Genomic DNA, 11,914 nt, shown 5'->3' with positions numbered 1-11,914 from the left:
GTTCCTGTTTTTACTATTTTGAAGGCGCTATTTTTTGCCTACGAGCTATTGACGGGAGACATATGATTTCGATTTAGATCAATTAACCATTAACGTGAAATAATAATCGTGCTTTCCTCAAACCTGTATTGAAAGGATGCCGTGATGTTGAGCGCGCGCATCACCTGTTCAATGGGCTCTCCCCGGAAGACGCCGGTAAAGCGCAATTCCGCTATGGAGCTGTCAGTAAACCGGACGCGTACGTTATACCATCTTTCCAGCTTCGAGGCCAGTTCCCGAAAAGATTCGTCCTGGAAAACGAGGACGTCGTTCATCCAGGAAGTTTCGAGAATAGCGCTGTCCTGCAAGGTGAGATTGCGGATGGAAACCAGCGGCTCCAGATCGCCGCCGGTTGGTTGTGTGTTGTTATGCAGATTGGTTGATGACGGAGAATGGTCATGCACTACCACGATCTTTTCGTTTGGCTTGAGGCGGATCCGCTCTTCCGGCCGGTCTTTCAGCGACACTTCAATACTTCCCTGTATCAGCGCGGCTTCCGAAGTTCTGTCATCCAGGTACGCCTTCAGGTTGAACCGCGTGCCTAATACCTTAACGTCCATTTTGGCGGTATGGATAATGAAAGGCCGCTCGGCATCCCGCACCACATCAAAAAAACCCTCTCCGGTAAGCGTTACCTCCCGCTTCTCTAGATCAAACTCCTTGTTGTACGTGAGCTTGCTGCCGGCGTTCAGCCATACACTGGTCCCGTCCGGCAACTGCACGTATGTTTTTGAGCCATATTGTGTTGCGACTTCACTAAAAACAGCTTTGCGGTCACCCTGAGGCCGCTCAAAAAAGAACCAGGTAACAGAAACGAGCAACACCCCTGCGGCTACAGCCCAGGTTATATAGCGGCGGGCAACGCTTTTCCGGGAGCCTTTCAACAGATAATCCTCCTCCTCCGGCACAGCGGCAGCCGGCAAGCCCGCTTCGGGCATTCCCCGCTCCTGCATGCGCCTGATATGCTTCTTGTAACTGTTCTCTATCTGCTCCGGGTCTGTTTCCGGCAGTTCGCCCTGCCACAACTCATCAAGTGCCTGGATAGGAAAATGAAGTTCAGGATGGGCGCGCAGAAGCTGCTCCAGCTCCTTCAGTTCTTCTGAAGAGGCCTCACCGGCGAGTTTTCTGGCTATTAGTTCCCATATACGTGCTGCAGATGCCATAACGTGTACGTAGTTGATACTTATAAGGAGATGATTTGCGGGAGAATCTACCAAGCGGCAGAAAAAAATTTGGGAAACTTAGGGCCGGACCGTTTTTTTCAGGTCAACATTCACTGCCTTGCCGATTTTCTGTAGGGCAATAGCCAGCTGGTTATCGATGGTTTTTACAGAAATATTCAGGATAGCGGCCACTTCCTTATAGCGAAGCCCGTCTTCCCGGATCAGTTTGAATACCAGTTTGCAGCGAGGTGGCAAAGACTGGATCGCCTCCTGCAGGCGGGCCTGCAGTTCCGCCGTTATCATGCTTTGCTCGGGGTTGTTATATTGACTTTCCAGCTCCACATTGAGCTCGTCTATGGCAATGGCTACCTTTTTTTGTTGTTTGAGGAGGTATTTCAGGGCAGTATTCCGGGTGCAGACATAGAGATAAACCTTCAGGTTGCTGATTTCTTCCAGGTGGCGGCGACGCTCCCAGATGTTGATGAATACATCAGATACGATCTCTTCAGCCATCTCGGGAGAACGGGTAAAAGCACACGCAAACTGTGTCAGCGGTCTGTAGAATTTCCCGAACAACTCCCGGTAAGCCGGCTCATCATCATATAACGCGATGCGGCGCTGCAGTTCCTGGACGTTCATTAACGAAGACATATAATCTGTTCGAACCCCCACAAGGTAGGTAAAAAAATACTTGTTGTGATGTTGTTAAAACAGACTTAATATATGATGTTACTACCGAATGAACATTGGCATATCTTACTCCGCAACGATCACCTTTACCCCCCGTTCGGTCAACATCCGCACCGTATCCGCGGCTACCAGGTTATCCGTAATGATATAATCCACCTGTTCCAGGCTGCAGATCCGTCCGATCCCCCGCCGGTCAAACTTCGAACTGTCCGCCATCACCACCACCGTCTGCGCCAGGCTGATCATTTTCATATTCAGGCTGGCTTCCGCCAGGTTCGTGATCGACAACCCGAATTCAGGGTCTATCCCGTCCACACCCACAAACAGCACCCCACAGGAAATGTCGTCCAGCAGCCGCTCGGCAAAAGAACCCGCAGCGGAAGAAGAGCTTTGGTGAATAAGGCCGCCGATCTGCAATACATCCACAAATGGGCGGTTGCATAACTCTATCGCCACCTTCAACGCCGGGGTAATGACGGTGAGATGCTTGGCGGGATGAATAAACCGCGTCAGCTCAAAAACCGTGGTCCCTGACCCGATAATGATGGAATCGTTCTGCCCGATCAGGGTTTCGGCCGCTTTCGCAATCTTCTTTTTCTCCTCCGTTTTAATAAACTCTTTCTCGTTGATAGGCCGCTCAATAGTGTAAGGGTTCTGGGTGGAGCCGCCGCCTTTGGTACGGTACAGCAGCTTTTTCTCCTCCAGCAACTTCAGGTCCTTTCTGATGGTTACCCCGGAAACCTGCAGCGAATCACTCAATTCCTGGATGTCTACCCGCCCGTTTTCCTGCAGTTTCTGCAAGATCAGCTGATGTCTGTCTGTAATATTCATTTGAACTACCGATCTTATTTAACTTAAAATAGCTTTCATCAAATTTAATAAATAATATAAACATATCATGCAATAAAGCCTGGGCGCAATATTAAATTTCCGCTAACCAGCTGTCTTTCTTTTATTTTCAAGTGTTTTCGATTCTTTTCATTCGCTTAATATTGGTTTAACAATTGCTTAACTTTAATTTAATTTTGTTTAATTAAGTTTAATTTCTACTTTTATTGAAGAAAGTATTTAAAGATTCCACAGCAGCTCAGATTCCACGACTGATATGAACCATCAGTTATCGCACCACTTATTTATTCAAACTGATGAATGTAAAACCAAAAAAAACACTATCAAACATGAGCAATCAAAGCTTCACTACCATGTGCCGCAGGTACATGCTGGGCCTTTTGCTGCTGGTACTGCCCGGAGTTATGAACGGACAGACGCAACGAACAGTACGCGGAACGGTGACGAATGACAAGGGCGAAGTCCTTATCGGCGTCAATGTGCGGATCAAAGGCAGTAATACCGGCATCACCACCGGCGAAAACGGCCGTTATCAGCTGACCATCCCCGGGGAACAATCTGTGCTGGTATTTTCTTTCATCGGCTTTGCCGAACAGGAAATTGTTGCCGGAAACCGCAACACCATTAATGTGCAACTCACCCCTGCCGCCAAGGACCTGGAAGGACTGGTTGTAGTAGGTTACGGGACCCAGAAGAAGATCAATCTCACCGGCGCGGTAGACCAGGTGGGCAGCGAAGTGTTTGAGAACAGGCCGCTGACCAATGTTACCCGCGGCCTGCAGGGCGTGATCCCTAACCTCAACATCCGCATGACCGATGGCAAACCCATTCGCGGCGCCACCTACAACGTTCGCGGCACCACTTCCATCGGCGCCGGCGGCAGCGCATTGATATTGATAGATGGCGTGCCGGGAGATCCCAATCTCATCAATCCTAACGACATTGAAAGCGTGACCGTGCTGAAAGATGCCGCAGCAGCGGCCATCTACGGCTCCCGGGGCACTTTCGGCGTGGTACTCATCACCACCAAAAATCCCGTAAAAGACAAAACCACCGTAAATTATTCCGGCAGCGTATCTCTCAACGAACGCACCATCAAACCCAAACTGGTCACCAATGGCTACCAATGGGCCAAACACTTTGATGAAGCTTTCTCCTCCTGGAACGACTACGCTTCCCATCCGCAGAAAGCCAATTCTGTATTCCCCTTCTCACTGGATTACCTGGATGAACTGAAACGCCGGGACGAAGACCCTTCCCTGCCGAAGGTTGACATCAATCCGGCTACCGGGGACTATGTATATTATGGTAATACCGACTGGATGAAGGAGCTGTATGCAGATGCCAATCCTTCTACCGAGCACAACCTGAGCATATCCGGCAGCAGCAAGAACGTCAACTATTATCTCTCCGGCCGCTACATGGCCCAGAAAGGCGTTTTCCGCTACAATCCCGATAACTTTTCCACCTACAACCTGAGGGCCCGCGGCTCCGTACAGGCATTCCCCTGGCTGAAGGTGGAGAACGATCTCTTCTTTTCTCAAATGGACTACTTCTTCCCCATCCTCAACCACCCGGGCAACACGCCCGTCTGGAGAAGGATTTCGGACGAAGCATTTCCCGTTGCCATGCTCCGCAATCCTGACGGCACCCTCACAGAAAATGCGGCGATCGTTTTCGGCAGCTTCATTTCCGGCAACAACTACTCCGAAGAATCCAGGCAACTGATCCGGAACACTTCCCGGTTTACCGCCAGCTTCTTCGAGAACAAGATGCATGTGAATGGCGACCTTACCCTATCCCGCCAGAACAACGTGGAAACCCGCCTGTACACCCCGGTTCCCTACAGCAAAAGACCGGACGTCATGCTGGAACGCGGGGAAAGCAAAATGAACGAAGACGATGGCAAGACCAGCTATATCGCTGCGAATATCTATGCCGACTACGAAAAGACCTTTAACAGGCACTATTTCAAAGGCATGATCGGCTACAACTATGAGCATTCCTTATTGAAAAGCCGGTATATGCAAAGAGATGGCCTGCTCAATAATGCCCTGCCGGATTTCTCGCTGATGAACGGCATGAACTTCATCCTGCGCGGCGGCGGCAGTGAGTGGAGAACGATCGGCGGCTTCTTCCGCCTGAACTATATCTTTGATGAACGTTACCTGTTCGAAGTGAACGGCCGGTATGACGGAACTTCCAAGTTCCCGCAAAACCAGCAATGGGGCTTCTTCCCTTCCGCTTCAGCAGGCTGGCGCGTGTCCCGTGAAAAATTCTGGACGCTGCCGGTGAATACCATCAGCGATTTCAAACTGCGCGCTTCTTACGGTACCCTCGGGAACGGCAACATCTCTCCCTACCAGTTCCTTGAAACCATGTCCGTAGCCCAGCTGGCGCGTGTGCTGAACGGCATCCGGCCGGATTATACGCAGCAACCGGGCGTTGTACCCGATGGGCTGACCTGGGAAAAAGCCACCACACTGAACTTTGGTACAGATATCGCTTTCCTGAACAATCGCCTGAATGCTACATTCGACTGGTACACCCGCAAGACGACCGACATGTTCACCACCGGCTTGCCCCTCCCTTCCGTATTCGGCGCGAGTGAGCCTAAGGGCAACTATGCAGACCTGGAAACCAAAGGCTGGGAGCTTTCCATCGGCTGGAAAGACCGTACCAAAGGAACACAACCTTTCTCCTACGATGTACGTTTCGTACTGTCTGACAACAAAAGCACCATCACCCGCTTCAACAATCCGCTCGGCCTCATCAATACCTATTATGAAGGCATGACGGTAGGCGATGTCTGGGGTTTTGTGAATGATGGCTATTACCGGGATATGGACGAGGTGAATAACCGCGGCATCGACCAGAGCTTTATCCGTGTATCCGCCGCCAACAGGCCCTTGCCCGGCGATATCAAGTTCAAGGACCTGAACGGCGACAAAAAGATCAACGAAGGCGCCGGCTCGCTCTCCGATCCGGGAGACAGGGCGATCATCGGCAATACGCAACCGCGCTACACTTACGGTTTCACCTCCAACATGGAATGGAAAGGCATTTTCTTCTCGCTCTTCGTACAGGGTGTAGGCAAGCGTGATTTCTGGCCGGGAACCGACAACTCGCTCTTCTGGGGCGCCTTTAACCGTCCATATAGCTGGCATCCTGAAGATGTGGTCAACAACATCTGGTCGGAAGAGAACCCGGACACCTACTTCCCCCGCCTGCGCGGCTATACGGCGCTCAACTCCCGTGCGCAGCTGAGAGTGCCGCAAAGCAAATACCTGCAGAACGTTGCATACATCCGGCTGAAAAACCTCAGTCTCGGTTACACCCTTCCCGGCTCCTGGGTGGAAAAAGCAGGCATCGCCAATGCCCGTATTTATGTGACCGGGCAAAACCTCTGGACCTGGAGCCCCATGTACCGGAACGTGAAAACGCTTGATCCGGAAGTGATCGAAGGGGCAGACCCGGAGCTGGCCAGCGGCGCCGGCAACGGGATGGCCTACCCGATGATGAAAACCTACACCGTAGGCGTCAACGTGACATTCAAATAGTCCTTACCAATCAGACTAACGATCTGAAAGGCATTCACTAAAAAAACGAAGAGATGAAACGCATTTTTCATATACTCATAGCTATGGCGGCGCTCACAGCCTGCAAGCAGGACCTGGACCTGAAGCCATTCGACAAACTGTCTCCCGCCAACGCATTCAACACGGAAAAAGATCTCCAGCTCTACGCGAACTCCTTTTATCTCATCCTGCCCACCGGTACGGATATTTCCAGAAGCGATGCATTGAGCGACTACCTTGTTGGCCGTACCATTTCCAACTATATCTACGGCACTTTCAGCTCCACGCAGGCCTCCGGCTGGAGCTGGGCAAACCTCCGCAAGGTAAACTACTTCCTCGAACATGTAGGGCAGGCGAAGATCACAGATGAAGCCCGGAACCATTACATCGGTCTCGCCCGTTTCTTCCGCGCATGGTTCTATTTTGAAATGGTGAAGAAATTCGGTGATGTGCCTTACTATAACAAGACACTTGGCGTAGATGATCCGGACCTCTACAAAGGCCGCGATCCGCGTACACTGGTCATGGACAGCGTACTGGCCGATATCGACTTTGCCTGCACCAACATCCGGAACACGAAAGACAATACCGCCTCCCAGGTAACACGCTGGGTTGCGCTGGCGCTGAAATCCAGGATATGCCTGTTTGAAGGCACCTTCCGCAAATACCACCCCCAGCTCAACCTTTCCGCCACGGCAGATGCCTGGCTGACCGAAGCCGTTGACGCCGCAAACCTGGTGATGACAGGCAATCAATATCGACTGCTCACCAGCGGGGCAGCGGACAAGAATTACCGGAACCTGTTCATCAACGAAACGCCGAACAATACCGAGATCATGCTCGCCGCCGTGAACAGCAAAAGCCTTCGCGTATTCAATGACGCCAACTGGTATTGGACCAGCGCCACCTACGGCGGCAGGTACAGCTTTACCAAAACCTTCATCAATACCTATCTGAAAACCGACGGTACACCGTTCACCGCGCAGGCCGGCTATAACAGCATCCCCTTCGTCACCGAGGTAAAGGACCGTGACCTGCGCCTCAAACAATCCATCCGCCTCGGCGATTATACCCGGGACGGAGCGGCAGCACCCCCTGATTTCACCTATACCTATACAGGCTATATGCCTATCAAAGTGGCTGTGGACTCCAAGGCTACGGATGGTGTGGCGGAGAACTTCAATTCTCTTCCCATCATCCGCTATGCCGAAGTGCTGCTGAACTACGCGGAAGCCAAAGCAGAACTCGGCACCTTCAGCCAGGCAGACTGGAACGCCACCATCGCTCTCCTGCGCCAGCGTGCCGGCATTACCGCAGCGCCCTTCCCCGCAGTGGCCGACACCTACCTGCAGCAAAACTACTTTCCGCAGATCACCGACGCCGCCCTGCTGGAGATCCGCCGGGAACGCGGCATTGAGCTGGCACTGGAAGGCTTCCGGTATGATGACCTCCTGCGCTGGAGAACGGCAACACTGCTGGAAAAACAGTATGACGGCATGTATGTGCCCGCCCTCAATACCCTGATGGACCTGAACGAAGACGGCAAAATGGATGTCTGCTTCGTCACCACCATTCCGGCAGACAAAGTGCCCGGTGTGTACTACTTCCTGATCGACAACGTACAGTTCAAACTCTCGGGAGGCACCAGCGGCAACCTCATCCTGTTCGATAACCTGGAGCGTAAATTCGAAGACTATAAATACTTTTACCCGATCCCGTATAACGAGATCATCCTGAATAGCAACCTGGGGCCGAACCCGGGCTGGCCAAACTGATCCCGCGTTTGAAATAACAAAAACTGATACAAGCATGTCAACCAACAACGAAACATTATTTGACAAAGCCGGCATACCAAAGCAGTTGCTCTGGGGCTATATCGGCATCATGATCTTCATGATGGGCGATGGAATCGAACAGGGATGGCTGAGCCCTTACCTGGTCGATCACGGAATGACGGTACAGCAATCCGCCACCCTGTTCACCGTGTACGGGATCACCATTGCCATTTCTGCCTGGTTTTCCGGCGTGCTCGCGGAAGGATACGGCGTCAAACGCACCATGTTCATGGGGCTTGTGCTGTACATCCTCGGTACGGTCGGCTTTGTGGGATATGGCATGCCGGAACTGAATTACCCCGTAATGCTGCTGACGTATGCATTACGGGGCTTCGGTTACCCGCTCTTTGCCTATTCTTTCCTGGTGTGGATCGCGTATGTAAGCCCGCAAAACCAGCTTGGCCGGGCTGTCGGCTGGTTCTGGTTCGTATTCACCGGCGGGCTGAACGTGCTCGGCGCCTACTATTCCAGCTGGGCCATCCTGAAGTTCGGGCATCTGAACACCTTATGGACCTCGCTCTTCTGGGCATTGCTGGGCGCATTGTTCGCATTGGTGCTCAACAAGCCGCAGGCCAAAAAGACCGCCGCCTCCGGCTCGCAGGCCAAAGAACTGATGAAGGGGCTGACGATCGTTAAGGAAGAACCCAAGGTTTTGCTGGGCGGTATCGTACGCATCATCAACACCACCGCGCAGTTCGCCTTTCCGGTATTCCTGCCGATGTACATGGCCAGGCATGGTTTTGATACCACGCAATGGCTGCAGATCTGGGGCACCATCTTCACCGCCAACATCATTTTCAACCTGATCTTCGGGTTCGTGGGCGACCGGGTGGGATGGCGCAATACCGTCATGTGGTTCGGCGGCGTCGGCTGCGCAATCAGTACATTATTATTCTTCTATGCGCCGCAGATCTGGGGTGGCAACTTCTGGATGGTAATGGCCGCCGGTGTGCTCTGGGGCGCGTTACTGGCCGGATATGTGCCGCTGTCCGCACTCGTGCCCTCGCTGGTAAAAAAAGACAAAGGCGCTGCCATGGCCATACTGAACCTCGGCGCCGGTCTCCCCGTATTCGTGGGACCAGCTATCGTGGGCATATTCATCGGCAGCCTTGGAGAAGAAGGCGTGATCTGGATACTCGCCGCGCTCTACGTGATCAGTGCAGTGCTGACACGTTTCATTACACTGCCCGATAATGCAAAGACCCTGCATCATCATAACAGCAAGGCAGCACTGCAAACAACCTGACAAATTATTACAGCATGAGAATATTGATTACAGCTCCCTATCATGAGAAGGGATTGAAAGTACTTGAACAGCAATTCGGCGAAATTATCTACAGATCCTGGAAACCCAACGGAAGAGCATATAACGAAACAGAACTGCTGGAACTGCTGGCTTCCACCAAAGCGGAAGCGCTGATCACGGAGCACGACCTGGTGACCGCTGCCGTTATCAAAGCCAATCCCCATTTGCAGTTCATCGGCGTTTGCCGTGGCACGCCTTCCAACGTGGCCGTAAGCGAGGCATCGGAACTGGGCATTCCCGTATTCTTCACCCCTGCACGGAACGCGCAGGCGGTGGCGGAAATGTTCATCTCCAACGTTATCATGTTGCTGCGCAAGACCATTCCGGGGATCGACTGGCTGAAGGGCCGCAACTGGCAGGCCGGCGCACATGATTCGTACCTCCACTTCAAAGGCAATGAACTTGCCGGGAGAACCATCGGTATGATAGGTTTTGGCGCCATCGGGCAACTGATCGCCAAACTGGTGCGCAACTACCCCTGCAACATCCAGTTCTTCGACCCCTATGTAACGGAATACGATAAGTCATACCGTAAACTCGGGATTGAAGAAGTCTTTGCAACGAGCGACATCGTGTCCATTCACCTGCCCGTTACCGCGGAGACAAAAGGCATGATCAACGCCAGCCTGTTGAATAAGATGAAAAAAGATGCCATTTTTGTCAATACCGCCCGCGCGGTAGTGGTGAAACGGGAGGATCTGCTGGATGTGCTGGAAAAACAGGCGATCCGTGGCGCTGTGCTCGACGTGTTCGACAATGAGCCGCCTGATGAAACGGATTACCGCATCATCGACCATCCGAACGTGATCGCCACACCACATATCGCCGGCGCCACGTTTGAAGTGGAAGACCATCACGTAGAGATCATGAACACGGCGTTGTACCAGTGGTTTGCCAGGGGCAACCGGCAGATCGCGGAACTATCGAACAAGGCCATACTAAAAGCACATATGCAATGACGATGCAGGATTCATATATAATTGTAGACATCGGCACGGGAAACGTACGCGTGGCTGCGGCCGCACAGAACGGTCAGGTGCTGGGTGTTGCCAGAGAGGATATCGTTTACATCAAGGATAATGATTACCCGGATGCGCTGTACTTTGAGCCGGAGCAATTGTGGCAACAGGTGCTGCGCCTCGCAAAAACAGTGCTGGCATCCGTTCCCGCCGCTTCGGTAAAAGCCATCACCGCCACCAGCCAGCGCGAAGGCATCGTGCTGATCGGCAAGGACGGCGCGTCCCTCATCGGCCTCCCCAATATCGACCATCGGGGAAGGGAATGGGAATCCATCATGAAAGACAAAAGCCGCGTGTACCATCTGACCGGCCGCTACCCCACTTCCCTTTTTTCCGCAATGAAGCTGGTGGGTATCCGGGAACGCAAACCTGCCATATGGGAGGCCTGCCAGACTTTCCTCAGCATCAGCAACTGGATAGAATATAAAATGAGCGGCCTGATCCGATACGAGCATTCCCAGGCCTCGGAAACACTGCTGTACGACGTGGCCCGCAAACAATGGTCGCAGGAACTGTGCGGCGTTTTCGGGCTAAACATGGCGCTGCTGCCGGAAATCGCGGATTCCGCCACCATGCCGGGCAACATACTGCCGGAGGTAGCCGCGCAACTTGGACTGAACAACAGCGTTGGCATCGTTATTGGCGGCGGGGATACGCAGCTCGCTATTAAAAGCACCCGGCCTGCTGTGGATGATATGGTGATCGTATCCGGCACTACAACACCGATCGTAAAACTCACCGGCACGTATAAACTGGATGCGGAAGAACGTACGTGGACCAGCAGGGATATTGAACCCGGCCGCTTTGTGTTCGAAGCGAACGCAGGCGTAACGGGACTGAATTACCAGCGCCTGAAAGAGATTTTCTACCCGAATGAAGGATACGATATTATAGAAAAGGAATTAACGGAGAACAAACATACGTTCTGCATGGCTTCCCTCGGCTCTCTGCTGGCGGACGAAGAGGTGCCGCTTACCCGCGGCGGCTTCATCTTCCCGGCGCCGGTTTCTCATCTGCTTACCCGCGGCTCCTTTGTATGGGCCACCATTTTCGACATCGCCTGTTCCATTTCCAGGAACTACCACATTCTCGCGGAAGTGGACGGCCATCGCCCGGATTACATCTGGGCCTGTGGCGGCGGGTTGCAAAGCAAAGTGCTGCGCCAGCTGATCGCCAATCTCACCGGTAAAAAAGTACAGATACGCCAGGCCTTCCAACAATCCTCCGCCATCGGTGGAGCATTGATCTGCAACCAGGCCTTGCAGCTGAACGTTCCCATGGATGACAGCATTGAAGTAGTGTACCCGCAGGAGCAGGAACATTACGCCGCACTGTATGCGGAATGGGAAAAAACAAGGGGATATTTCAGGAACATGTGCTGATCGTCAGGAAATGAGGCCCTCCCGCTACATTTCCGACGACCGCTTTTAATTCA

Annotated in this window: 8 protein-coding genes; 5 read left to right on the top strand and 3 right to left on the bottom strand. The window is 52.7% G+C overall.

Translation table 11 applies throughout. The features are described 5' to 3' along the window. Positions 1-89: 89 nt before the first annotated feature. From FW415_RS15205 to FW415_RS15195, 3 genes are all read right to left on the bottom strand, one after another. Complete coding sequence (locus FW415_RS15205; protein WP_148386565.1) at positions 90-1,202, bottom strand: FecR family protein; 1,113 nt, start codon at positions 1,200-1,202, stop codon at positions 90-92. Positions 1,203-1,280: 78 nt separating this feature from the next. Next, positions 1,281-1,841, bottom strand: coding sequence for an RNA polymerase sigma-70 factor (locus tag FW415_RS15200; protein ID WP_246858756.1), 561 nt, complete (start codon positions 1,839-1,841; stop codon positions 1,281-1,283). 117 nt (positions 1,842-1,958) lie between these two features. Further along, complete coding sequence (locus FW415_RS15195; protein WP_148386560.1) at positions 1,959-2,723, bottom strand: DeoR/GlpR family DNA-binding transcription regulator; 765 nt, start codon at positions 2,721-2,723, stop codon at positions 1,959-1,961. 347 nt (positions 2,724-3,070) lie between these two features. Between FW415_RS15195 and FW415_RS15190 the strand changes: the two genes are divergently transcribed. From FW415_RS15190 to FW415_RS15170, 5 genes are read left to right on the top strand one after another with little or no spacing between them, the layout of a single operon-like run. After that, a complete protein-coding gene (locus FW415_RS15190; RefSeq protein WP_210420703.1) occupies positions 3,071-6,301 on the top strand; it encodes a TonB-dependent receptor in 3,231 nt (1,076 codons plus the stop codon). 53 nt (positions 6,302-6,354) lie between these two features. Next, a complete protein-coding gene (locus FW415_RS15185; protein ID WP_148386555.1) occupies positions 6,355-8,094 on the top strand; it encodes a RagB/SusD family nutrient uptake outer membrane protein in 1,740 nt (579 codons plus the stop codon). Between the two features lie 34 nt (positions 8,095-8,128). Then, positions 8,129-9,400 (top strand): MFS transporter, encoded by a 1,272-nt coding sequence (locus FW415_RS15180; protein ID WP_148386552.1) that lies wholly within the window; start codon positions 8,129-8,131, stop codon positions 9,398-9,400. 14 nt (positions 9,401-9,414) lie between these two features. Then, positions 9,415-10,419 (top strand): NAD(P)-dependent oxidoreductase, encoded by a 1,005-nt coding sequence (locus FW415_RS15175; protein ID WP_148386550.1) that lies wholly within the window; start codon positions 9,415-9,417, stop codon positions 10,417-10,419. Positions 10,420-10,421: 2 nt separating this feature from the next. Then, on the top strand, positions 10,422-11,861 hold the full coding sequence (locus FW415_RS15170) for an FGGY-family carbohydrate kinase (RefSeq protein WP_246858755.1): 1,440 nt from the start codon (positions 10,422-10,424) through the stop codon (positions 11,859-11,861). Positions 11,862-11,914: the final 53 nt, after the last annotated feature.

This window comes from Chitinophaga sp. XS-30, from assembly GCF_008086345.1.
GTDB lineage: Bacteria > Bacteroidota > Bacteroidia > Chitinophagales > Chitinophagaceae > Chitinophaga.
Note: the sequence above shows the minus strand (reverse complement) of the source record. Positions and strands in the feature narration are given on the sequence as shown.

Coding starts and splice junctions, on each gene's coding strand:
- FW415_RS15205 (WP_148386565.1), bottom strand. CDS start 1,202: ATGGCATCTGCAGCACGTATATGGGAACTAATAGCCAGAAAACTCGCC.
- FW415_RS15200 (WP_246858756.1), bottom strand. CDS start 1,841: ATGAACGTCCAGGAACTGCAGCGCCGCATCGCGTTATATGATGATGAG.
- FW415_RS15195 (WP_148386560.1), bottom strand. CDS start 2,723: ATGAATATTACAGACAGACATCAGCTGATCTTGCAGAAACTGCAGGAA.
- FW415_RS15190 (WP_210420703.1), top strand. CDS start 3,071: ATGAGCAATCAAAGCTTCACTACCATGTGCCGCAGGTACATGCTGGGC.
- FW415_RS15185 (WP_148386555.1), top strand. CDS start 6,355: ATGAAACGCATTTTTCATATACTCATAGCTATGGCGGCGCTCACAGCC.
- FW415_RS15180 (WP_148386552.1), top strand. CDS start 8,129: ATGTCAACCAACAACGAAACATTATTTGACAAAGCCGGCATACCAAAG.
- FW415_RS15175 (WP_148386550.1), top strand. CDS start 9,415: ATGAGAATATTGATTACAGCTCCCTATCATGAGAAGGGATTGAAAGTA.
- FW415_RS15170 (WP_246858755.1), top strand. CDS start 10,422: ATGCAGGATTCATATATAATTGTAGACATCGGCACGGGAAACGTACGC.